Here is a 22,413-nt window from a genome sequence, read left to right on the forward strand (position 1 = left end):
CAAGCCAGGCGCGCGCCGCCTCGGGCGCATCGTCGATACGCTTCGTCCAGCGGCGGGCGAAGGCGAGGAGGCGGTCGAGCGCTTCCTTCGCCGTCACCGCTGCGCCACGGCCATCACGGCATTGGGCAGCTGCGCGCGGATCTCCGGCGCGTACATCGCCTCGACGCGGGTGGCAGGCAGGTTGAACTTGCCCGCCGCATCGAGCCGCATCACGTACGACACCGTGAAGCTGCCGCGTGGCACCCAGCCGTAAAAGGCGCGCCAGCTGTCGTTGCCGCGCTCGACATAGCTGGGCGAGACGCCCTCGCTGCTGTCCGCCTTGGCCGCAAGCATCTCGGACTGGCCGCCCAGGTTGCCGACGATCGTCGCGCCCGCCGGGATCGGATCATTGACCACCACCCAGTTGCGCTCGGCCGAAGCCTCGACGCTGATCGTCACCTTGACGACGTCGCCGCGCGACCAGCTGCCGGGCACCGCCTGTTTCACCGCCTCGACCTTCTTGGTCATCTTGTAGCCGGCCATCAGCGGCTGGGTGAGCGGCACCGCCGCCTTGACCCGCACGAACGCCCAGGGGCCGCTGCCGCCGGCCTGGTTCATCACCAGCGGCGTGGCCTGTGCCGGCAGCGGGAAGCTGAACTGGCGTTGCGGCTCGGCCAGCGGCCAGGTCAGGCTGAGCGGCGTGGCGCTGCCGAAGCTGGCGGTAGTGACGCCCGCGATCGATTCGGCCGGGTAGACGCTCATGAAGCGCCGCGCGAGGATCGTGCCCCAGGCGTTCGACGTGGTCGTGTCCCAATGGCCGCGCTGCTGGCGCGCGGCGATGCCGACCATCAGCTTGGCCGAGTCATTCTCCCAGCCGGGGCGGCCGAGCGTGGCGAGCAGCAGCTTGATCGCGGCCTCGTCGTCCGACGACATCAGCCACCAGGCCATGCGGCCCTTGTCCGACAGGTCGACGCGCGTGCCCTCATAGACGAGGCGGCTGCGCAGGATCTTCTCGGCATCGATGCGCAGCTGCTGGCCATTGGCGAGCCCCGGCACCTTGCCGAGCGCCACGGCATAGTCCGCGAGCGACGACGTGGGCATCTCGCCCGGCGCCATGCCGATCTGGCCGAGCATCGCGGAGGTCGCCGCGCCCTGGCGTGCCAGCGCCGTGAAGGCGGCGACGCGCTGCAGGCGGACGTCGCCATAGTCTTCATGGCGAAGCCGCCCGTCGAGCACGGCCTTCATCGCATCGAGCATCTTGGCCTTGGGCCCTTCGGGCAGCGGCAACCCCGCCTCGGCGCTGGCCGAGAGGATATAGGCGGTCAGCGCTTCCGATCCGGGCCAGTCGCCCGGCCAATAGCGCAGCAGCCCCTCGCCATCCTGATAGGCGGGGATGTCGCTGGCGATCAGGTTCCACATACCCGTGTCGCCCAGCGCGATCGCGCGCGAGGTGCGCTGCTCAAGGCAGTTGTACGGATAGGCGGACATATAGTCGCGCACGCCCGAGAGCGGCGGCGCGAGCGTGTCGGTGAGCGTCACGTCGACCGAGCCGAAGCCGGGCAGCGCGCCGGCAGGCGGGGCGATGGCGAACTGGGTGCCGGTGCCGACGCGGGCGAGCGTCGCCGCCCAGGTCTCGACCGGCACGGCGGGCGCGACGACCTGCGCCACCGTCACCCGGTCGGCCGACTTGCCGTCAGCGGTCTTGGCCGAGACCGTCCAGCTCAGCTTGCCGTCCTTGGGCGGCGCGGTGAGGTTCCACACCACCGGTGCGGCGCCGCCGGCCGGGATGTCGACGGTCAGCGGCTTGCCGGTGGCATAGGCCGGACTCAGCGCGACGGTTGCCGTCACCTTCATCGGCTTGTTCGAGCCGTTCCTGAGCGTGAACATCGCGCCATATTGGTCGCCGGTGCGCACCAGCTGCGGCACGCCGGGATAGATGGTCAGGTCCTGCGACGAGCGGATGCTCGCCATGCCGGTGCCGAACAGCTGCGGGCCGGAGGTGGCGACCGCGACGAGCTTGAACGAGGTCAGCGCATCGTTGAGTACCACCGGCACCCTGGCGTGGCCGTTCGCGTCGAGATCGACCTTGCCCTTCCACAGCAGCACCGGCTGGAAATTCTCGCGGTTGAGCCCGGAGAGATCGCCGCCGCCACCGCCGCCGCCGGCTTCCACGGCCTTCTTGCCATAGTGCCGCTTGCCGACCACTTGGGTCTGCGCGGTCGAGGTGAGCACCGAGATCGGGCGGTCGCCCATCATCGCGTCGAGCAGGTTCCAGCTGTCGTTGGGCGAAAGCTGGAGCAGCGCCTCGTCGACCGCGACGAACGCGACGTCGGCGCTGGCGGCGGGCTTGCCGTCGGGACTCTTCACCGTGACGTCCACGTTCGCGGTGTCGCGCGCGGCATAGCTCGCCTTGTCGGCCTTCACCGCGACGTCGAGCTTATGGCCTTCCCAGCCGACCTTCACCTTGGCGATGCCGAGGCGATAGGCGGGCTTGGCGAGATCGACGAGCGCGGTCGGCTCGCCGCCGTCCTTCGACCAGGGGCCGCCCCAGTCGCGCGCGATGCTCGAGCGCCAGTTCTGCCAGCCCGAGACACGCCCGCGCACCGCCATCACCGATACGAACACGTCGGGCGCATAGTCCGCCGGCATCGGCACTTCGATCACCGGATCCTTGCCGGTCAGCCCGACGACGAAGCTCGACAGCACGCCCTCGCGCTCGACCGTGACCAGCGCGGTCGCGTCGCGGAAGGGCATGCGGACCTGGAACTTGGCGGTCTCGCCGGCCTTGTACTCCAGCTTCTCGGGGATGACGTCCATGCGGTCGCCATTGTCGCCGCCGAACCACCAGTCGTCGTCGCCGACCAGCCAGGTCGACTTGGTCGCGCGCGCGACATTGCCGTTCGCGTCCTTGGTCGTCGCCACCGCATAGACTTCGCCCGATACGCCGGGGCTGAGCTGGCACGTCGCCAGGCCCTGGGCATCGGTGGTCGCCGAGCAGGTTGCGCTCAGCTTGGTCGTCTTCATCTGGTTGTCGTACGCGTAGAAGCCGCCGATCAGCCGGCGCCGCGCAGTCAGGATCTCGCGGCTGTAGAGCTCGACCGAGATCGCCTGGTTGGCGAGCGGCTTGCCCGCGGTATCGAGCGCGACGAAGCGCAGGCGCAGGTCGTCCTGCTTCATCAGCCAGCCATCGGTCTTGACGCCGAGCTGCACCGCCGAGGTGAAGATCGGGATGCGCCGCGACGAGGTCAGCACCTGGCCGTTGGCGTCCTGGTAATCCATCTCGACCAGCATGTTGGTGTTCTGGTCGAGCGTCTGCGGCACCTCGGCGTTGATCCGGCTGGTGCCGTCCGCGCCCAGATTGGCGGGGAGCGTCTGGGTCGGCGGCAGCTGGACCTGCTCGTCCTCGCCCTCGCCGTTCATCGCCTTGGTGCCCTCGGTCATCGCGCGGCCGCCGAAGGTGTAACCGTCATAGCCGTCGGGCGTCGGGAAATCGCCGAAATAGCCGATCCGCGTCTCGACCGGCAGGTTGGCCGCGCCGCCGCCGGAGAGATAGCCGACGAACAGGTCGAGCGGCAGCGTCGCCGGGCGCACCGCGGCGTCCTTGGGACCTGCGACCGAGGCCTTCATCGTCGGCAGCTTGTATTCGTCCACCTTGAACGACTGGCCGGTATAGTGCGTCTCCTCGCCGCCGGTGGCGTTCTTGGTGATCAGCTGGACGTCGTAATCGCCCATCTTCGCGCCCTGCGGCGCGGTCCATTCGGTCTCGCCGGTGCCGTTCGCATCGATGCTGAGCGGAATGTCGTACTGGGTGTCCGAGCCGCGATGGCTGAGCCGCAGCGTGCCGGTGAAGGCGCCCGACGCACCGAAGCCGGTGGCGACCGGCTGGCGGACGATATGCTTCATGTGGATCGTCTCGCCCTGGCGGACGAGCGAGCGGTCGAACACGGTGTGGAAGATCTGCTCGGGGGCCGACCAGCCATAGTTGAGGTCGAAGTCGAACGGGCGGATGCCCTCGCCCCACTGGGTGAGCGTGAAGCTGAAATCGTCGGCCTTGCGCGCCGAGACCATCAGCGGGCTGGCATTGCCGCTGTCGCAGTTCGAATAGGTCTCGGGCTCGGGCAGCCCGGCCGGCACGCCGAGCCGGCCCGAGGCGTCGGTCTTGCCCTTGGCGAGCAGCTGGCCGGTGCAGCTGTCGGTGATGCGCACGTCGGCGTCGCCCACGCCCTGGCCGCTGTCGAGCGCGGTCACCCAGACCAGCGACTGGTCGCGGCCCCATTTGAAATGGACGCTCATGTTGGTGACGAGCGCGCCGGCGGCGACGTAGCGCGGCGCCTTGCGGCCGAGCAGCGCCTCGCCCAGCCGCGGGCTGGCGAGCTCGACGATGTAGAAGCCGGGCTGGCCGAGCGGGATGCCGACCACCTCGAAATCCTTGCCCTTGCCGGGCAGGCCGAGCTTGAGCGGCTTGCCTGTGGCCGCGGTGAGCAGCGGCTTGGCGCCGGTCTGGTTGATCCGCACGGTTTCCTTGCCGCGCGTCACTTCGTCGGACTTGTCCTCGGCCGCATCGCCGAGCGCGCGGAACCACTTGGCGATCTCGCCGTCGCCGCCCTCGACCTTCAGGCTCTGGCCGTTGACTGCCATCTGCGTGCCCTGGAGATCGGGCTCGACGTTGCGGACGGTGACCGGGAGGACGCCGCCTTCCTTGGCCTCGAGGATACCGAAATTGCCGGCGAACTTCACCAGCGGCGGCGGCGCATCGAACTTCACGTCGAGCGGAAAGCGCTCGGCATTGGCGAGGCTGCGGCCGCTTTCGTCCTTCACATCGGCGGGGAAGACGACCTTGGCCGTCGTCTCGGCCGGCAGCGGCGCCTTGAACTTCAGGTCGGCGACCATCGCCTTGTTCTTGTCGTCGTCGGTGAAGATCGGCGCCAGCTCCTTGCCGTCCGCCGTCTTGATGCGCACCGCCTGCGCCGTTGCCTTGGGAACCGGCGCGGAGAAGCGCACCCAGGCGTCCTCCACTGGGCTGCAGCCGGCCTGCGGATTGACGCGCGAGCATTCGAAGCGCGCGCTGAATTCCTTGCGCACGGTGAAATCGAAGCGCTGATCGGTGCCCGCGGCGCGACCCGAGGGGCTCTTGATGTCCTTGCCCCACACCAGCGCCATGTCATGCCCCGGCGGCAGCGGGCGGCGGCACTTCAGTGCGACGACGCTGGCGAGCGACTTGGCGCGGTCCTCGGCCTTTTCGGGCAGCGCCTGCGGCAGGCCGGCATCGTTGAGGAAGCTCTGCACTTCCCAGCGATCGGTGCCGAGATCGGCGAGCAGCTTGGGCGCGACGTCGCCGGCGAGCACGTCGACCGGGATCTTCTCGCCCAGGCCGTCGACCGAGCAATAGGCATTGGCGGCGACCGAGGCGGGATCGGGCGCAAGGTTCGCCGCGACGACGAAGACCTGGTCCTCCTCGATCTCGCTGCCATAGCGGCTGGGCAGCACCGCGCGGGCGATCGGGCCGCCCGAATCGACGGTGAATTCCTTCTGCCCCTCCACGGCATAGCCCGACAGGCTCTTCAGCCCGTCGCGCAGCGTGAACTTGCAGGTGACGCCGCCGGGAAGCGCGGTGGCGAATTCATGGACATAGGTCTGCTGGTCGACCCAGCGGCCCTGCCCGCCGGTGGGGCAATCGACCTTGAAGGGCGATTCGGCGCGCGGATCGCCGAGCGGGACCATCGCGACGTTGAAGCGGGCGGTAAAGCGCTCGATCGCGCCGTCGCCGACACCGGGCGTCGCCATCTCGACCTGGGGGCTGTTGTTGCCGAAGGCGGCGACCGCGCCGATCGGCGCCAGGACCAGAGCCAATACGCCAAGACGGGCAACAAGCTTCATGGTCAACCTCCCCACAGGCAGCGGCGCGCACGATAGCCGGGCCCCGGTACGAGTCCAGCAACGAATTAACCGCCTCCGATTCGGAGTTAAATACGCGATCCCGCTTGATCGTTCCGAGAGCGGCACGGTTTAATTCCCGCTCCGAATCGGAGGGACTGCGGTGCCGGCTGGGGAGGCGCTGATCGCTGCGATGGACGCAGTCGCACGCGAGACGACGCTGTTCGCCGCGCTGTGGTTCGTCGTCGGCGGGCTCGACGACCTGCTGGTCGACCTGATCTATCTCGCGCGCCGACTGGGCGGGCGGCGGCCGAAGCTGCTGGCGCTCGAAGGGCCGGTGCCTGCCGGCCGGATCGCGGTGTTCGTGCCCGCCTGGGACGAGTCCGCCGTGATCGGCAGGATGCTGCGCGCCGCGCTCGCCCGCTTCGATCATCCCGACTACCGCATCTATGTCGGCGCCTATCCCAACGACCCTGCGACGATCGCCGCGGTGGCGGACGTGGCGCTGGACGACGCGCGGGTGCGGCTGGTGATCGGCCCGCGTCCGGGCGGCACGACCAAGGCCGATTGCCTCAACACGCTGTGGCGCGCGCTGCTGCGCGACGAGGCGGCGGAGGGCTTCACGGCAAGCGCCGTGGCGCTGCACGATGCCGAGGACGTGGTGCACCCGCTCGAGCTGCGCGTCTATGCGCGCCATCTCGCGAAGGTGGCGGCGGTGCAGCTGCCGGTGCTGCCGCTCGCGCATGTCCATTCGCGCTTTTTCGCCGGCCATTATCTCGACGAGTTCGCCGAGACGCATGGCCGCTCGCTCGTCGTGCGGCAGGCAGTGCGGGCTGCCCTGCCCTTTGCCGGCGTCGGCTGCGCGATCCGGCGGGACGTGCTGGGCCGGCTGGCGGCGACGCGCGGCGGCGCGCCCTTCGACCCGGACAGCCTGGTGGAGGATTACGAGCTCGGCCTCGCGATCGCGGCGCTTGGCGCGCCGGCGCGGCTGGTGCGCGTCGCGGAGGCGCCCGGCGGCCCGCCGGTCGCGGTGCGCGCCTATTTCCCCGATACGATCGAGGCGGCGGTGCGCCAGAAGGCGCGCTGGATGATCGGCATCGCGCTGGCCGGCTGGGACCGGACCGGCTGGGGCGGCTGGCGGCAGATCGGCGACAACTGGATGCGGATGCGCGATCGCCGCGTTACGCTCGAGATACCGGTGCTGGCGCTAGCCTATCTCGCGATCCTGCTCTGGGCGCTGTCGTTCGGCGCGCACCTTCTCACCGGCCGCGCCGCGCCGGACATGCCCCTGCTGCTGCGCGTGCTGCTCCTCGCCAATCTCGGGCTGCTGTCGTGGCGGCTCGCAGTGCGCGCGGCATTCGTTGGCGGAGCCTATGGCTGGCGCGAGGCGCTCTGGTCGGTGCCGCGCATCTTCTCGAGCAATGCCGTGGCGCTGCTCGCCGCGCGCCGGGCGCTGTTCGACTATGTCCGCATGCTCGGCGGCGGCGCGCCGCGCTGGGACAAGACCGCGCACCAGTTTCCCGATCTCAGCCCGGCCGACGCGTCTTGAAGGGGCGGGGCCGCCCGCTGCGCTTCCTCGGGATGGTGATGCTCGCCTGGATCGGCGCGCGCGTCGCGATGCTCTGGCCGCAAACCGGTTCGCTGCCCGCAGCGATCCGCGCGGCGCTGCCGCTTGCGCACGCCGCGCCGGTGGTGCGGGCGCCGGTCCTGCCCGCGCCGTGGCAAGCCAAGCGGCGGATTCCGACGGGGCTCCCGCCGCTCCCCGCCTTCCGCGCCCCGCTCGGCGAAGGCGATCCCCGGGTGCAGCTCGCGCTGATGGGGCTGATGCAATATGGCGCGCCGGGGAGCGGGCCTGCCGGGATACCCCCGACGGCGCTCACCCAATTGCCGCCGATGGCGATGCCCGCGCCCGAAAGGCTCGATCCGCTGCCCGATCGCTGGTCGCTGAGCGGCTGGGTGGTCGTCCGCGCCGGAGGCGCCGGGCTGGCGGCGGCGCCGGGCGGGCAACTCGGCGGCGGCCAGGCGGGCGCGCGGCTCGCCTGGCTGCTCGCGCCGCGCCAGCGCCTCGCCGCCTATGGCCGCGTCACTGCGCCGCTCCAGGGCAAGGGCCGCGAGGCGGCGCTCGGGCTCGAATGGCAGCCGACCCGCGCGCCGGTGCGGCTGATCGCCGAGCGGCGCTTCGGGCTCGACGGCAATCCGGGCGGCACCGGGCTCGGGATGATCGCGGGCATCGACACCGAAGCGCGCGGCTTCCGGCTGGAGGCGTACGGCCAGGTGGGCGCGGTGCTCCGGCGGCGCGCCGATCCCTATGCCGATGGCGCGGCGCGCGGCGTTCGCATGCTGGGAGACGGGCCGGCCCGGATCGGCCTGGGTGCCGGCGCCTGGGGTGCGGCGCAGCGCGAGGCGCAGCGGCTCGATATCGGCCCCTCGGCGACGCTGGTGGTGCGCAATCTGCGCTTCGCGCTCGACTGGCGCCAGCGCGTCGCCGGCGAGGCGAGGCCGGGGTCCGGCCTCGCGCTCACCCTGGGCGCCGATTTCTGAGGCTTACTTCCCCTGCGAGCGCCAGCGCCGGATCGTGCGCTCGAGGATCTGCTCCTCGCCGCCGGTATCGCGCCACAGCTCGGAGAACAGCGGGTCGTCCGAAGCCGGGCGCTTGTTGTCCTCGAGATTGTCGAACAGCAGGCGGATCGGCGTCGCGACGCCTTCGCCCACTGCGATGCATTCGCGGTTCCTGAGCGCCGGGATCGAATCGAGGAAGCCGCGCGCGCCTTCGGGCATCGCCGCCTTGACGAAGGCCTGGTCGCGCTCGTTGTTCAGGCGCATCGACAGGATCGTGCCGCACTGGGAGAGCACGCCTTCGGCCAGGTCCGACGGGCGCTGCGTGATCAGGCCCAGCGAGACGCCGTATTTGCGGCCTTCCTTGGCGATCCGGCTGAGGATCTTGCCCACGGAGGAGTTGTCGGCGTTGCGCTCGTTGGGAACGTAGCGGTGCGCTTCCTCGCAGACGAGCAGGATCGGGCGCTTGCTCTCGCCGCGCGACCAGATCGCATAGTCGAACACCATGCGCGACAGGACGGCCACGACCACCGAGGTGATCTCGCTCGGCACGCCGGAGACGTCGATGATCGAGATCGGCTTGCCGTCGCCCGGCAGGCGGAAGACGCGCGAGAGAAAGCTCGCCATCGTGTCCGCCACCAGCATGCCCGAGAACATGAAGGCGTAGCGCGGGTCGCCCTTGATCTCGTCGATCTTGCCGCGGATGCGCAGATAGGGCGCGGTGTCGGTCGCCTTGTCCATCTTGCCCATTTCCAGCTGCAGGATCTGGGTCAGGTCGCTCAGCAGATAGGGGATCGGCGCATCGACGGTGAGCTTGCCGATCTCCGCCGCGAGCCGGTTCTTGCCCTTGGCGAGCAGGATGCACTTGGCGAGGATGTCCGCATCCACCTGCCGGTCCGAGCCGGCGGTGTTGAGGAACACTTCGCAATGCTCCTCGAAGTTCATCAGCCAGTACGGCATCTGCAGGTTGCTGACGTCGTAGAGCGCGCCGGTGGACTTGAACGCGCTGGCATATTCGCCGTGCGGATCGACCATCACGACATGGCCCTGCGGCGCCAGCTCGCAGATCCGGTGGAGGATCAGCGCGGCCGCGGTCGACTTGCCGGTACCGGTCGAGCCGAGCAGCGCGAAATGCTTGCCGAGCATCGCATCGACATAGAGCGCGGCGCGGATATCCTTGGTCGGATAGACATTGCCGATCTCGATATGCGCGCGGTCCTCGGCGGCGTAGATCTGCTTGAGATCCGCGGTCGAGACCGGGAACACCGGCGCGCCCGGCGTCGGATAGCGCGTCACGCCGCGGCGGAACTTGTAGAGCTTGCCGGTCAGCCGCTCCTCGTCGCCTTCGCCGAGAAAGTCGATATAGGCGGCGATATGCTCGCCCTGGAGCTTGAGCGAGCGGACATTGGCGATCAGCCAGGTCGCGCCGACGCGCACCTTCACCTGGCTGCCGACGCCGCCGGCATTGGCGACGGTGGGATCGCCGCTGGCGGAAAGCGCGTTCAGCGCGGCCGGATCGATCAGCACCTGGCTCGACGAGCCGGCGATCTCCAGCACCACGCCGATCGGCTCGATCGGCGCGCGCGAGGGCAGGCCCTCGGTGGATGAAACTGACGGCGCCGCGCCTTCGAACCCGCGCGCACCAAATTGGCCGTCCATCGGCTGCTCCCCGTTACCGCTCACAACTATGCGTCGGGGGAAGTAAAGATTGGGTGAGTTTGGAAGCTTTTAGAATCGTTTCCAAAGTGCCCCGGCGCCCCATCCAAATAGGATCGACAGGGCCACCGCGATAATTCCGTAGAGCACCGAATAGTGTTCTGCCGAATGGGCGACGAAGCGTTCGAAGCCCGATTTGCGGATCTCGATGCCGCGCACCGCGGCGGCGAGCACGCGGCCGTCGCGGATCAGGAAGGTCTCGGCGGTGAACTTGCCCACCGGCACGCGCGCCGGGATGACGAGCCGGGCGCGGTAGAGCACGCCGTCGGTGATCTCCACCGTGCCGGGCGACTGGTAATAGAGCCCGGCGCGCGCGCGCAGGTCCTCCAGCCCCTGGTCGAAGCGGGTCTGCACCTCGGGCGCGGCACCGGATGCGGGGGAGAGCTGCAGGCTGTCGACGCCGAGCTCGTAGATCGCGCGGGTGCGCTCGTCGACGATCTTCTCGATCGGGCGCGACGAGGCGATCGCATAGAAGCTCGGCGCCGAGCGATAGCGCATCCGCTCGGCATTCACCCAGATGCCGGCGACCTTCTCCTTCTCGCGCACCTGCACCGATTGGGTGGGGCCCTTCACCACCACCACGATGTCTGCGGGCTTGTCGCGGTTCGGCTCGCGGCTGCCGGGATAGAGGATCGCGCCGAACAGCAGCAGCTCGGCGCCGGTGAACGAATAGGCGATCTCGATGTCGCGCTGCGAGACGTCCGGCACGAGCGTCGGCTTGGCCTGGCCCATCAGCAGTGGGGCCAGCAGGATCAGCGGCGCCTTTCTGAGCGCGGTGCCGCCCTTCCGCGCAGCGGAGACCCAGACAAACAGCTTCTTCACAGCAGCTCGACCGAATAGATCTCGTCGGGCTGCCAGGCGAGGCCGAGCAGCATGCGGATGGCGACGAGCAGCACGATCACCGCGAGGATCAGCCGGAGATATTCGGCCTTCACCTTCATCGCGAAGCGCGCGCCCATCTGCGCGCCGACCACCGAGCCGAGCAGCAGCAGCGCGGCGAGGACGATGTCGACGGCCTTGGTGGTGGTGGCGTGGACCATCGTCGCCGCGGCGGTGACGAACAGGATCTGGAACAGCGAGGTGCCGACCACCACCTGCGTGCCCATGCCGAGCAGGTAGAGCATCGCCGGCACCAGGATGAACCCGCCGCCGACGCCGAGCAGCACGGTGAGGATGCCGGTGAACATGCCGAGTAGCAGCGGCGCGAGCGGCGAGATGTAGAGGCCCGAGGAATAGAAGCGCCAGCGGAGCGGCAGCATCGCCACCAGCGGGTGGTGGCGCCTTTTTCGAGGACGCGGCGGGCGGGCGCCGCGGGTGGTGCGGATCGCCTGCACCGATTCATGGAGCATCAGCCCGCCGATCGAGCCGAGCATCACCACATAGAGCACGCCGATCACCACATCGATCTGGCCGCTCTTCTGGAGCAGGGTGAACAGCATCGCGCCCAGGATGCTGCCGATCACGCCGCCGACGACGAGGACCACGCCCATGTGCACGTCCACCCCGCCACGGCGGAAATGGGCGATCACGCCCGAGACGCTGGCACCGGTCACCTGGCTCGCGGCGGAGGCGGCGGCGACGGTGGGCGGGATGCCGTAGAAGATCAGCAGCGGCGTGGTCAGAAACCCGCCGCCGACCCCGAACATGCCCGAGAGCAGCCCGACGCCGAAGCCCAGCGCCACGATGACGAGCGCGTTGACCGACAGGTTGGCGATCGGGAGGTAAAGGTCCATTTCGCCGCAGCGATACCGCGTTTGCGGTGCAGTGCAAAAGGGGACTGCGCAATTCCTCCCTCGCGAAGCGGCGAAGGGGACCGCGGCGCGCCGCGTCGAGGTGGAGAGGCGCGCCGGCCCCTCCACCACCGCCTTTGGCCATGGCCCCCCCTCCCCGAGACGAGCTCGGGGATATCAATCCTCGGCGCCCTTCACCGCGCCCTGCCTCGCCGGCACGCGCCCGCTTGCAATGTAGGATTTCGCCTGCTTCGCTCGCGGTGCCGGGTCACGATCCGGCCGCTCTTTGCTTTGTTGGAAATATAGGATCCTTGCCGCGCAAGGATGTTGCGAGATGCGGCGCGTTTGCGGGAACTGTGTCAACGCAAGCGCCGGCCGAAACCGCTCGAGGCGCGTACTTCGTGAACTTTGGCGAGTCGCGCCTGCCGGCGCTGTAGGAAACGAGGGGCCGGCATTCGCGGAATGCCGAGCCGCCTCAGTCCTCCGCGTCCTTCACCGCGCCATGGCCCACCGGCACGGCGAGCAGCCGGTTGAGCTGCGCCTTGAACTCTCCAAGGTCGCCGCCGGTCAGCTGCTGGGTACTGGTGAACGACACCGAGCGCGGGTTCACCGCGACGCCGTTCTTGTAGAGCTCGTAATGGAGGTGCGGGCCAGTCGACAGGCCTTCATTGCCCACCGCGCCGATCCGCTGGCCGCGGCGCACGCGCTCGCCGACGCGCACATAGATGCGGCTCAGATGGCCATAGCCGGTGCCGTAGATGCCGCCATGGTTGATGCGGATCAGATTGCCATAGCCGCTCGCGCGCCCGGCGGTCTGGACGACGCCGTCGCTCGCGGCGAACACCGGCGAGCCCCAGGGCGCGGCGATGTCGATGCCCTTGTGCATGCGGACATAGCCGAGGATCGGGTGGCGGCGCATGCCGAAGCCCGAGGAGAAGCGGCCATTTGCCGGCATCGCCATCGATCCGGTCGAGCCGCCCTTGCCGCCGCCGTCGAACCAGCTGGTCTTGCCGCCCTGCTCGAACGGCGCGAGCTGCACCTTGTTCGCGCAACCGGTGACGCCCGCGTACATCAGGTTGCCCATCTGCACTTCGCCGGTCTCGGCGCGGGCCTGGCCGACGATGATGTCGAACTTGCAGTCCGAGCCGAGCCGCGACACGGCGGTGCGCGTCGCCAGCGTCTTGATATAGCTCTCCACCGCCTTGGCCGGAGCACCCGCGGCGCGGGCCGCGCGGTAGAGCGACGAGCCGATCGTGCCCTGGATGCGCAGTGGCGTCCGGTCGATCGCGATCGGGATCTGCTTGAGGCTGAGCGCGCCGCCATTGCGCGCGACCTCGAGCTTCAGGTCGAAGCGGGCGCGCATCGCCAGCTTCTCGAGCGGGCGCGGCTGCGACTTGTCGACGCGGCGGCCGAGCGTCAGGTCGAGCATCGTGCCGGGCTGGAGGTCGCCGCTCGCCACCGCCTTGGTGACCAGCTGGTCGACCAGGTTGGCGTCGGTCTTGCCGACGCCCGAGCGCAGCAGCGAGCCGAGCAGCGAGCCGGTATATTTGGTGTCGAGCTCGACGAGCGGCCGCTCCGGCGTGTCGGTCAGCGGCGTGACGAGGCTGGTCGCGGCGACATGGACGCCGGTGGCCGAGCCCATGCCGATCGGCTTGATCGCCTGCGCCTGGCTGGCATCCCATTCGGCGCCGGCGAGCGGGGCGGGGACTTCGCCATAGATCGGGTTCTCGAAGCCGGGTGCGAGCACCAGCGCGGCGGCAATCAGGCCGACACAGGTCGCGGCGCCGCGATACCAGGTCAGCGAGCCGATGCGCGAGCCCAGGTCGGGGGCGAATTCGAAGTCGGGGAAACGCTCGTTGAAGCGTGCGACGAAGCCGCGCGCCGGCGCCTTGGCGCGCGCAGATGCGCCGCCGCCAGCCAGGCCTTCTCCATGGTCACTACGCAAATACAAGGCGCAACGCCCCCCAAAAGGTCGTCGATGTCGTGCCGTAAACCCCCGGCTAACGACGAGATCACTGTGGAAGGCAGGACTTAAAGTCAAATTAAGTACCCTGTTCGGGGCCGACTCGTGCGGCGAGTTGTGCCACGCTGCGGATGAAGCGAAGCTTTCAGCATATTCGCTAGTCTTTCCAACATGGTTAAGGCGAAAGTCCAACCCGGGGGAGTTGCTTAAGGGGCGACTCGGAACGATCTTGGCAGGTGCAATGAGTCGTTTCGCGCGTTCCGAGATCACCGCCGTGCTGGGCCCCACCAACACCGGCAAGACGCATCTGGCAGTCGAGCGGATGGCGGGTCATGCCAGCGGCATGATCGGTTTCCCGCTGCGATTGCTGGCGCGCGAGGTCTATGATCGCGTCGTCCGGATGAAGGGTCGGGCGGACGAAGTCGCGCTGATCACCGGCGAGGAGAAGATCCTGCCGCCCAAGGCGCGCTGGTTCCTGTGCACTGCCGAATCGATGCCGCTGGAGCGCGACGTCGCGTTCGTCGGATTGGACGAAGCGCAGTTGGGCGCCGATCCCGAGCGCGGCCATGTCTTCACCGATCGGCTGCTGCGCGCCCGCGGCCGCGAGGAGACGATGATCCTCGGTTCGGATTCGCTGAAACCCATGCTCAAGGCGCTGGTCCCCGAGGCCGAAGTGATCGGCCGGCCGCGCTTCTCGACGCTCTCCTATGCCGGCGCCAAGAAGCTCTCGCGGCTCCCCCGGCGCAGCGCGATCGTCGCGTTCAGTGCCGAGGAAGTCTACGCCGTGGCCGAGGCGCTTCGAAGGCTCCGCGGCGGCGCGGCGGTGGTGATGGGCGCGCTGAGCCCGCGCACCCGCAACGCCCAGGTCGAGATGTTCCAGGCCGGCGAGGTCGACTATCTCGTCGCGACCGATGCGATCGGCATGGGGCTCAACATGGACGTCCACCATGTCGCCTTCGCCTCGCTCAACAAGTTCGACGGGCGCCGCCAGCGGCGGCTGACCGTGGCCGAGATGGCGCAGATCGCCGGCCGTGCCGGGCGCCACCAGAAGGACGGCAGCTTCGGCGCGCTGCACGAGCAGGGTCCCAACGCCTTCACGCCCGAGGAAGTGCTGGCGATCGAGGCGCACCGGGTGCCGCCGCTCGAGAAGCTCTACTGGCGCGAGGGCGAGCCGCGTTTCGACAGCGTCAAGGCGCTGATCGCCAGCCTCGAGGCCAAGCCGCACCACGAGGTGCTGCGTGCCGCACCCGAAGCGATCGACCTCGCGGTGCTCAAGCGGCTGTCGGAGGAGGATTGGGTGCGCCAGCGGGTGCGCTCGCCAGCGATGGTCCAGCGGCTCTGGGCCGCCTGCGGCCTGCCCGATTTCCGCAAGCTCGGCGCCGAGCCGCACAGCCGCTTCGTTGGCCGCCTGTTCGGCCACCTCTCCGAAGCGCGCGGACACGTGCCGCACCAATGGTTCGCCGACGAGATCCAGCGGCTCGACAATATGGGCGGCGATGTCGAGACGCTCGCCGGCCGGATCGCCGCGGCGCGCAGCTGGGCCTATATCGCTCACCGCGCCGATTGGCTGGAGGACCCGGTCCACTGGGCCGAGCGGACGCGCGCGATCGAGGAGAAGCTGTCCGACGCGCTCCACGCCAGCCTCACCCAGCGCTTCGTCGACAAGCGCACCACCGTGCTGCTCCGCCAGATCGGCGCCGATGCCTCGAACCTGCCGGTAACGATCGGGCTCGAGGGCGAAGTCAGTGTCGAGGAGCATCCGCTCGGCACGCTGCAGGGCTTCCGCTTCACCGTCGCTCCCGATGCGCGGGCGGCGGACAAGCGCATGCTGCTCGCGGCGGCGGAGAAAAGGCTCGGCAGCGAGTATCGCAAGCGCGGTGCGGCGCTGGTGGAGGCGTCCGATGAGGAGATCCGCCTTATTTCCCGACGAACGCCGGGTAACCTCGAGTGGAAGGGCGTCGAGGTCGCCGCTCTTGAGCCCGGCCCCAATATCGCCCGCCCGCGCATCCGCCTCGATCGCGCGCTCGACGTCCTCGACCAATCCGCCAAGGCCGCCGTCCAGGCCCGGCTCGAGCGCTGGTTCGCCGATCAGATCGCCCGGCACCTGCCCGTGCTCGGCAAGCTCGACGCAGCGACGCGCGATCCCCAGGCCGGCTCGCCGCTGCGTGCGCTCGCCAATGCGCTGCTCGAAGCCGGCGGGCTGCTGCCGCGCCGTGCTGCCGCGACGCTGGTCGAGGCGCTCGATCCGCCCGCCCGCCAGCGGCTCCGCAAGATCGGCGTGACCATCGGCACGCTCGACATCTTCGCGCCCGCCCTGCTCAAGCCCGCCGCTGCGCGCTGGCGGCGCGAGCTGATGGGGCTGGCCGATGCGCCCGGCGAAGGCGCGAGCGTGCTCGCCCGGGGTGCGCCCGGCGCCGATCTGCCGCACGGCTATCGTCCGCTCGGTGCCCAGGCGGTGCGCGTCGATCTGGTCGAGCGGATCGCCCGCGCCGCGCACGACGCGCGCCAGGGGCGGAAGCCCTTCGCCCCCGATCCCGCGCTCGCCACCTCGATGGGGCTCACTCCCGCGACGCTGGCCCGGCTGATGGCCCAGCTCGGCTTCCGCACCGCCCGTTCCGCCGAGGGCCAGCCGCCGCGCTGGATCTGGCAGGGCCTGGTCGCCGCGCCCACGCCCAAGGCGCCGCCGCGCGACAATGCCTTCGCCGTGCTCGCGGAGCTCAAGCATGGCTGAGGGCGCGGCAATGCGGATCGACCGGTTCCTGTGGTGGTCGCGCTTGGCCTCCACGCGCTCGGCAGCGCAGGCGATCGCCGAGAAGGGCACGCTGCGCATCGACGGGCGCCGCATCGAGCGGAGCTCGGCATCGGTGCGGGTCGGGTGCGTCGTCGCCTTCCCGCTCTATGGCAAGGTGCGCGTCGTCCGGGTCGAGCAACTCCCTGTCAGGCGGGGCCCGCCGGCAGAGGGAAGGGCCTGTTATCAGGACCTCAGCGTCGCTGAGAACGTCTCGCAGGAAGCGCCAACTGATTGACGTCTGGAATCGACGGGCATAGCAGAACCGACAGTTCGTCGTTCCAAGGGGCCAGTTTCCATGACCTATGTCGTCACCGACGCCTGCATCCGGTGCAAGTACATGGACTGCGTCGAAGTCTGTCCGGTCGACTGCTTCTACGAGGGCGAGAACATGCTCGTCATCAACCCGAACGAGTGCATCGACTGCGGCGTCTGCGAGCCCGAATGCCCGGCCGAGGCGATCCTGCCCGACACCGAGAACGGCCTGGAAAAGTGGCTGGAGCTCAACCGCACCTATTCGGAGAGCTGGCCCAACATCACCCAGAAGGGCGACGTGCCGGCCGATGCCGATGCGATGAAGGACGTCGAGGGCAAGTTCGAGCAGTTCTTCTCGGCCGAGCCCGGATCGGGCAGTTAGGCTTACCCGATTTGGCGGTTAATCCCGCGAAATCCACATAAACCTGCGAGAAACCGCATTTTGGCGGGGTCGAACGGTGACGTTTGGCTGGTAATTTTATTGCAAGCGTGTTAAATGGGGCGCGACGGAGGAAGACTCACCTCCGCCCGGAGAAACAAAAAGAAGTCGCCCCGACCAGCCCGCCCTGCACTCCCGCCGGGGTGGACACCGCACCCGTTGGGGCCGGTTACACGAAAGGTTCCTCGCACATGGCTGCCAAGGCGCTGTCCTTTGATGTCGGCGATTATGTCGTTTACCCCAAGCACGGCGTTGGCCGTGTTATCGAGCTCCAGAAATCTGAAATCGCGGGGATGCAGCTCGAGCTTTACGTGCTGCGTTTCGAAAAGGAGAAGATGACCCTCCGCGTTCCGACCAACAAGGCGGAAAGCGTGGGCATGCGCAAGCTGTCGAGCGACAAGACGCTCAGGGAAGCGCTCGATACGCTCAAGGGCAAGCCCAAGGTCAAGCGCACCATGTGGTCGCGCCGCGCCCAGGAATATGAAGCGAAGATCAATTCGGGCGACCTCGTGTCGATCGCCGAAGTGGTCCGCGACCTGTTCCGTGCCGACGACCAGCCCGAGCAGAGCTATTCGGAGCGCCAGATCTTCGAAGCGGCCGCAAGCCGCCTCGCCCGCGAGCTCGCGGCGATGGAAGAGATCGACGAGCCGGCCGCGCTCGAGAAGATCCTCGACATCCTGCGCAAGGCAGCGGTGACCTGGAACAAGGACAAGGTTCCGGCCTGATCTCGATCAGCAACGGAAACCTGAGGAGGGGCGGCCTTGAAAACCGCCCCTTTTCCTTGTCCGCACGTTGGTGTATTGTGCCTACAACACACATAGTTCGGGAGGAAACGACATGCGCGCATTGTTCGCCCTGGCCCTGGTGCCGCTGATGGCGACCACCGGCTGCCACGCCAGCTGGGAGAAGGAAGGCAAGGCGGTTCCGCCGAGCGGCACCGGCGTCAGCCGCAGCTTCGCCGCCAGCGGCTTCACCAAGGTCGACCTGCGCGGCCCCGACGATGTCGACGTGAAGAACGGCGCCCAGTTCGCCGTCACCGCCGAGGGCGACGCGGCCACGCTCGACAAGCTCGAGATCCAGGTGGTCGACGGCACGCTGCGTGTCGGCCGCAAGGACCAGCATGGCTGGTCCTCGTCGAGCGACCGGGGCGTGAAGGTCCATGTCACGCTGCCTACGCTCAACGGCGCGACGATCGGCGGCTCGGGCGATCTCAGCGTCGACAAGGCGCAGGGCGATTTCAGCGGCGCGGTCGCCGGCTCCGGCAATCTCAGCATCGCCGCGCTCACCGCCAGCAATGCCGATCTCTCGATCGCCGGCTCGGGCGACATCAAGGTCGCCGGCAGCGGCGGCGCACTCAAGGTGTCGATCGCCGGGTCGGGCGATGTCGATGCCAGCAAATACAGCGCGGCGGGCGGCAGCGTCTCGATCGCGGGCTCGGGCAGCCTCAACGGCGTGATGAAGGGCGATGTCTCGGTGTCGCTGATCGGCTCGGGCGACGTGACGCTCACCGGCGGCGCGAAATGCGCGGTCACTTCGCTGGGCTCGGGCGAGGCGCATTGCTCCTGAGCTTGCCCAGGCGCTGAAACCGGGCGAGGGTGGGCCGATGCACCGGCTTGCCCTCGCTCCGCTCTTCCTGCTCCTCGGTGCCGCCGCGCCGGGGGACGAGCGCGTGGTGATGGTCACCGGCTTCGACCGGCTGCGCATCGACGGGCCCTTCGCGGTCGAGGTCGTGCCCGGTTCGCCCGGCGTGACGATCAGCGGCCCGCGCGCCGCGCTCGACCAGGTGGCGGTGCGCGTCGATGCCGGCACGCTCATCCTCAATTCCGGGCTGTCGAGCTGGGAATCCACGGCCGGCAAGGCGGCGAGCGCGGCGCATATCCGCGTCAGCGTGCCAGGGCTGCGCGTGGTGCAGACCAATGGCGGCACCACGCTCCGCATCGCCGAGATGCGCGGCACTCGTCTCGACGTTGCGCAGAACGGCAGCGGACGGATCGATATCGGCACGGTCGACGCGCAGGACATCAGCCTCACGCTGGCTGGTGCCGGCACGATGGCGCTCGCCGGTACTGCGCTGCACACGCGCGTGCGGCTCTACGGATCGAGCAGCCTCGATGCGAGCGGCTTCACCAGCGCGGACGCGGTGCTGGTCTCGGGCAGCAGCGGCGAGCTGGTGATCAACGTGCGCTACAACAGCCAGGTCAGCGCCACTTCGAGCGGCGCAGTGCGGGTGATCGGCAACGGCAAATGCGCGGTGACCGGGGCCGGGCCGGTGGAATGCGCCAATATCGAGGGGCGCCCGGCGGACTAGGCGTTTCCTACAGCGTGCGCTGCGCCGATTTGCCAAAGGTCACGAAGGCCGCACCAATGGCGAAAATTCGCGACGCCATTTCCTGCAAAATCGCCGTATTTCGCAACATTCTTTCGCGCGCGCGATCCTATCTTTCCTACAGGTCAAAGAGCGGCCGGGTTCGGGCCCGGCTGCACGAGCCAAGCAGGCAAAATCCTACATTGCAAGCGCGGTCAGGCGGCGAGCGGAAAGCGCAGCAGCCGGTCCTCGAGCGCGACCAGCGCCTGGGCCTGGCTGCCGACGGCGCGGACGATCTCGGGGTGGTGCGCGTCGAGCCCGCCGGTGAGTGCGCCGAAGGCGGGCAGGATCAGCTTGGTCGGCGAGGCGACGAAGCAGCGCCGCGCGACCTGGCGCCCGCGGATGCGCAAGCGCAGCTTGGGATGGAAATGCCCCGACAGCTCGGGCCGCGAGTCGCCGGGCTCGGCCTCGTGGCGCAGGACCAGGCCATCGACTTCGGCTTCCTCGAGGATCGTGCCGCCGCAATGATCGACCAGCAGGCTGTCATGATTGCCGGTGATCCAGCGCCAGTCGAGCCGGGTGGTGAGGCCGGTCAGCAAGGCGCGGGCATCCGCCGGCAACCGCTCGCAGCCCGCCGAATCGTGGAAGCTGTCGCCCAGGCACCAGAGCTCGCGCGCGCCGGTGCGCGCCGCCAGCGCCTCGACCGCGTGCAGCGTCGCGATCGAATCATAGGGCGGCAGCATCTGGCCGCGCTGGGCGAACCAGCTGCCCTTCTCGAAATGCAGGTCGGCGACGAGCAGGGCATTTCGCGCCGGCCAGTAGAGCGCGCCCTCGGGCAGCGCCTTGAAATCATGGCCGGCGAACGAAAGGAGAACCATGAACCCGCTATCGTCCGCCGCGCCGCGCGCGTCAACAGCGCAGCATCGGCACCTTGCGGCCCTGATAGGTGATCGTGCCGTGATCCTGGTCGGTGCGCGCGATCGTGTAGCTGCGGGTCAGCGGCGGATCGACCTTGGCGGCATTCTCGCTGGCGGCGGCGTCATAGCGCTCGCGGATCGTCTCGGTCACCGTGTCGCCGGCCAGCGCCCAGCTGCCCATCTCGCCGCTATTGTCGAGGCTGCCGTCCGCCGCATAATGCGCGATGAAGTCGCTCGCGCAGCTCGACTCGAACGACCAGCTGCCGGCCAGCCAGTCCTTGAGCGGCGCATTGGCCGCAGCCGGCGCAGGCGCCACGGGCGCGCTTGCCTGGGCCTTCTGCGCGACCTTGGGCGCATCGGGCTTGCACGCGGCGAGCGCCGCGCAGCCGAGCGCAATGGCGATGATGTGAGCCCCCCTTCGCATGGCCCGAATCTACCGCAAGCGGCCGATTCGGGCCAGCGCGATCAGGCCGGCACCTTTGCCATCTCGCCGATCTTCGCGAGGATCCGCACCCAGGAGCGGATGCCCTTGTGGAAGCTCTTGAGGTCGTATTTCTCGTTGGGCGAATGGATGTTGTCGTCGGTCAGCGCGAAGCCGACCAGCACCGTGTCCATGCCGAGGATCTTCGAGATCGACGTGACCACGGGGATGCCGCCGCCGCAGCCGATCAGCGCTGCCTTGCCCCATTCGGCGTCGAGCGCCGCACGGGTCGCCTCGAGCGGCGGGCTGTCGCTGGAGACGGTCACCGCCGGGCTGCCCGGGCCGCGGCCGGTGAACTCCACCGTGCAATCGGCGGGCAGGCGGCTGCGGATATGGTCCTCGAACGAGGCCCAGACCTTTGCCGGGTCCTGGGTGCCGACCAAGCGGAAGCTCACCTTGGCGTGTGCTTCGGCCGGGATCACGGTCTTGAAGCCCTCGCCGGTATAGCCGCCCCAGATGCCGTTGATCTCGGCGGTCGGCCGCGCCCAGGCCTGCTCGAGCACGTCATAGCCCTTCTCGCCGGCGGGCACGCTGAGGCCGATCTCGCCAAGGAATTCCGCGCCGTCGAAGCCGAGCGCATCCCAGCTCTCGCGCACGGCCGGGGCCAGCTCGGGCACGCCGTCATAGAAGCCGGCGAGCGTCACGCGGCCGTCGGCGTCCTTGAGATCGCCGAGGATGTCGCAGAGCAGCTGGATCGGGTTGCGTGCCGGACCGCCATAGAGGCCCGAATGCAAGTCGCGCGAGGCGGCGCGGATCGTCACCTGGCCGGCGGCCATGCCGCGCAGGCCAATGGTGAGGCCCGGCGTCTCGGTGTCCCACATCAGCGTGTCGCAGATCAGGGCGAAATCGGCCTTCAGCTCCTCGGCATTGGCATGGAGGAAGGGCTCGAGGCTCTTGGAGCCCGATTCTTCCTCGCCTTCGAACAGGATCGTGACGCGGCAAGGGAGCCGGCCCTCGGCTTCCTTCCAGGCGCGGCATGCCTCGACAAAGGTGCGCAGCTGGCCCTTGTCGTCCGAGGCGCCGCGACCGACGATCTGCTTCGCCCCGTCGGCGCGCGCCTCGATCACCGGGTCGAAGGGATCGCGGGTCCACAGGTTGAGCGGATCGACCGGCTGCACGTCGTAATGGCCGTAGAACAGGATGTGCGGGGCGTTTTCGCCTTCCGGGCCGTCATGATACGCGACGACCATGGGATGGCCGGGCGTCGGGGCGACGCGGGCGGTGAAGCCGAGGCCGTTCAGCTCGTCGGACAGCAGCTGCGCGGCGTGCTGGCACTGGTCGGCATAGGCTGGATCGGTCGAGACCGAGGGCACGCGCATCAGCGCGAAGAGTCGGTCCAGGCTGTCGTCGAGATGCGCCTCGACATAGTCGAGCGCCTTGGTGGAGTCGGTCATGGCGACGGGCTACGCC

General features: G+C 69.0%; 16 protein-coding genes. 8 read left to right on the forward strand and 8 right to left on the reverse strand.

What is annotated here, in order from left to right; genetic code table 11:
* Positions 1-93: 93 nt before the first annotated feature.
* Entirely contained in the window at positions 94-5,856 is a 5,763-nt protein-coding gene (locus tag ABLE38_RS10170; RefSeq protein ID WP_348974030.1) for an MG2 domain-containing protein, read from the reverse strand.
* A gap of 160 nt (positions 5,857-6,016) precedes the next feature.
* Here ABLE38_RS10170 and ABLE38_RS10175 point away from each other — a divergent pair, with 160 nt between their 5' ends.
* Both ABLE38_RS10175 and ABLE38_RS10180 read left to right on the forward strand, forming a co-directional pair.
* Positions 6,017-7,402, forward strand: coding sequence for a glycosyl transferase family protein (locus ABLE38_RS10175; RefSeq protein WP_348974031.1), 1,386 nt, complete (start codon positions 6,017-6,019; stop codon positions 7,400-7,402).
* Positions 7,399-8,394 carry a hypothetical protein gene (locus ABLE38_RS10180; RefSeq protein WP_348974032.1) on the forward strand — a complete coding sequence of 332 codons (996 nt, stop codon included), beginning with the start codon at positions 7,399-7,401 and terminating at the stop codon, positions 8,392-8,394. The genes ABLE38_RS10175 and ABLE38_RS10180 overlap by 4 nt, the downstream gene beginning before the upstream one ends.
* Positions 8,395-8,397: 3 nt before the next feature.
* Here ABLE38_RS10180 and ABLE38_RS10185 read toward each other — a convergent pair whose 3' ends face one another.
* The 4 genes from ABLE38_RS10185 to ABLE38_RS10200 all read right to left on the reverse strand — a co-directional run bounded on the left by ABLE38_RS10185 (position 8,398) and on the right by ABLE38_RS10200 (position 13,806).
* Positions 8,398-10,068, reverse strand: a complete 1,671-nt coding sequence (locus ABLE38_RS10185) for a DUF87 domain-containing protein (RefSeq protein WP_348974033.1) — start codon at positions 10,066-10,068, stop codon at positions 8,398-8,400.
* Between the two features lie 69 nt (positions 10,069-10,137).
* Entirely contained in the window at positions 10,138-10,857 is a 720-nt protein-coding gene (locus ABLE38_RS10190) for a TIGR02186 family protein (RefSeq protein WP_348974486.1), read from the reverse strand.
* Positions 10,858-10,943: 86 nt separating this feature from the next.
* Positions 10,944-11,858, reverse strand: coding sequence for a sulfite exporter TauE/SafE family protein (locus ABLE38_RS10195; protein WP_348974034.1), 915 nt, complete (start codon positions 11,856-11,858; stop codon positions 10,944-10,946).
* Between the two features lie 472 nt (positions 11,859-12,330).
* The gene (locus ABLE38_RS10200; RefSeq protein WP_348974035.1) at positions 12,331-13,806 is read right to left on the reverse strand and encodes a M23 family metallopeptidase; all 1,476 of its coding nucleotides are present in this window, start codon (positions 13,804-13,806) and stop codon (positions 12,331-12,333) included.
* Positions 13,807-14,059: 253 nt separating this feature from the next.
* On the opposite strand from ABLE38_RS10200, the gene ABLE38_RS10205 reads away from it, so the two are divergent.
* The 6 genes from ABLE38_RS10205 to ABLE38_RS10230 all read left to right on the forward strand — a co-directional run bounded on the left by ABLE38_RS10205 (position 14,060) and on the right by ABLE38_RS10230 (position 19,608).
* Positions 14,060-16,549: a helicase-related protein gene (locus tag ABLE38_RS10205; RefSeq protein WP_348974036.1), complete on the forward strand. Its 2,490-nt coding sequence runs from the start codon at positions 14,060-14,062 to the stop codon at positions 16,547-16,549.
* Positions 16,542-16,844 (forward strand): S4 domain-containing protein, encoded by a 303-nt coding sequence (locus ABLE38_RS10210; protein ID WP_348974037.1) that lies wholly within the window; start codon positions 16,542-16,544, stop codon positions 16,842-16,844. Before ABLE38_RS10205 ends, ABLE38_RS10210 begins: the two co-directional genes overlap by 8 nt.
* A gap of 60 nt (positions 16,845-16,904) precedes the next feature.
* Positions 16,905-17,243 carry a ferredoxin FdxA gene (fdxA, locus tag ABLE38_RS10215; RefSeq protein WP_348974038.1) on the forward strand — a complete coding sequence of 113 codons (339 nt, stop codon included), beginning with the start codon at positions 16,905-16,907 and terminating at the stop codon, positions 17,241-17,243.
* Positions 17,244-17,491: 248 nt separating this feature from the next.
* Entirely contained in the window at positions 17,492-18,025 is a 534-nt protein-coding gene (locus tag ABLE38_RS10220) for a CarD family transcriptional regulator (RefSeq protein WP_348974039.1), read from the forward strand.
* 112 nt (positions 18,026-18,137) lie between these two features.
* The gene (locus tag ABLE38_RS10225) at positions 18,138-18,866 is read left to right on the forward strand and encodes a head GIN domain-containing protein (RefSeq protein WP_348974040.1); all 729 of its coding nucleotides are present in this window, start codon (positions 18,138-18,140) and stop codon (positions 18,864-18,866) included.
* A 37-nt stretch (positions 18,867-18,903) separates the two neighbouring features.
* Positions 18,904-19,608, forward strand: a complete 705-nt coding sequence (locus tag ABLE38_RS10230; RefSeq protein WP_348974041.1) for a DUF2807 domain-containing protein — start codon at positions 18,904-18,906, stop codon at positions 19,606-19,608.
* 212 nt (positions 19,609-19,820) lie between these two features.
* On the opposite strand, the gene pdeM is transcribed toward ABLE38_RS10230, so the two are convergent.
* The 3 genes from pdeM to ABLE38_RS10245 are packed head-to-tail and all read right to left on the reverse strand — an operon-like array spanning position 19,821 to position 22,397.
* The gene (pdeM, locus tag ABLE38_RS10235) at positions 19,821-20,483 is read right to left on the reverse strand and encodes a ligase-associated DNA damage response endonuclease PdeM (protein ID WP_348974042.1); all 663 of its coding nucleotides are present in this window, start codon (positions 20,481-20,483) and stop codon (positions 19,821-19,823) included.
* 31 nt (positions 20,484-20,514) lie between these two features.
* Positions 20,515-20,946, reverse strand: a complete 432-nt coding sequence (locus tag ABLE38_RS10240) for a hypothetical protein (protein ID WP_348974043.1) — start codon at positions 20,944-20,946, stop codon at positions 20,515-20,517.
* A 41-nt stretch (positions 20,947-20,987) separates the two neighbouring features.
* Complete coding sequence (locus tag ABLE38_RS10245; RefSeq protein WP_348974044.1) at positions 20,988-22,397, reverse strand: M20/M25/M40 family metallo-hydrolase; 1,410 nt, start codon at positions 22,395-22,397, stop codon at positions 20,988-20,990.
* Positions 22,398-22,413 lie beyond the last annotated feature (16 nt).

The sequence above is a fragment of the Sphingomonas sp. KR3-1 genome (assembly GCF_040049295.1).
GTDB lineage: Bacteria > Pseudomonadota > Alphaproteobacteria > Sphingomonadales > Sphingomonadaceae > Sphingomonas.

What these genes read in the sequence shown, in the direction of transcription:
- ABLE38_RS10170 (WP_348974030.1), bottom strand. Translation starts at nt 5,856, where the DNA reads ATGAAGCTTGTTGCCCGTCTTGGCGTATTGGCTCTGGTCCTGGCGCCG.
- ABLE38_RS10185 (WP_348974033.1), bottom strand. Translation starts at nt 10,068, where the DNA reads ATGGACGGCCAATTTGGTGCGCGCGGGTTCGAAGGCGCGGCGCCGTCA.
- ABLE38_RS10190 (WP_348974486.1), bottom strand. Translation starts at nt 10,857, where the DNA reads ATGGGCCAGGCCAAGCCGACGCTCGTGCCGGACGTCTCGCAGCGCGAC.
- ABLE38_RS10195 (WP_348974034.1), bottom strand. Translation starts at nt 11,858, where the DNA reads ATGGACCTTTACCTCCCGATCGCCAACCTGTCGGTCAACGCGCTCGTC.
- ABLE38_RS10205 (WP_348974036.1), top strand. Translation starts at nt 14,060, where the DNA reads ATGAGTCGTTTCGCGCGTTCCGAGATCACCGCCGTGCTGGGCCCCACC.
- ABLE38_RS10210 (WP_348974037.1), top strand. Translation starts at nt 16,542, where the DNA reads ATGGCTGAGGGCGCGGCAATGCGGATCGACCGGTTCCTGTGGTGGTCG.
- fdxA (WP_348974038.1), top strand. Translation starts at nt 16,905, where the DNA reads ATGACCTATGTCGTCACCGACGCCTGCATCCGGTGCAAGTACATGGAC.
- ABLE38_RS10220 (WP_348974039.1), top strand. Translation starts at nt 17,492, where the DNA reads ATGGCTGCCAAGGCGCTGTCCTTTGATGTCGGCGATTATGTCGTTTAC.
- ABLE38_RS10225 (WP_348974040.1), top strand. Translation starts at nt 18,138, where the DNA reads ATGCGCGCATTGTTCGCCCTGGCCCTGGTGCCGCTGATGGCGACCACC.
- ABLE38_RS10230 (WP_348974041.1), top strand. Translation starts at nt 18,904, where the DNA reads ATGCACCGGCTTGCCCTCGCTCCGCTCTTCCTGCTCCTCGGTGCCGCC.
- pdeM (WP_348974042.1), bottom strand. Translation starts at nt 20,483, where the DNA reads ATGGTTCTCCTTTCGTTCGCCGGCCATGATTTCAAGGCGCTGCCCGAG.
- ABLE38_RS10240 (WP_348974043.1), bottom strand. Translation starts at nt 20,946, where the DNA reads ATGCGAAGGGGGGCTCACATCATCGCCATTGCGCTCGGCTGCGCGGCG.
- ABLE38_RS10245 (WP_348974044.1), bottom strand. Translation starts at nt 22,397, where the DNA reads ATGACCGACTCCACCAAGGCGCTCGACTATGTCGAGGCGCATCTCGAC.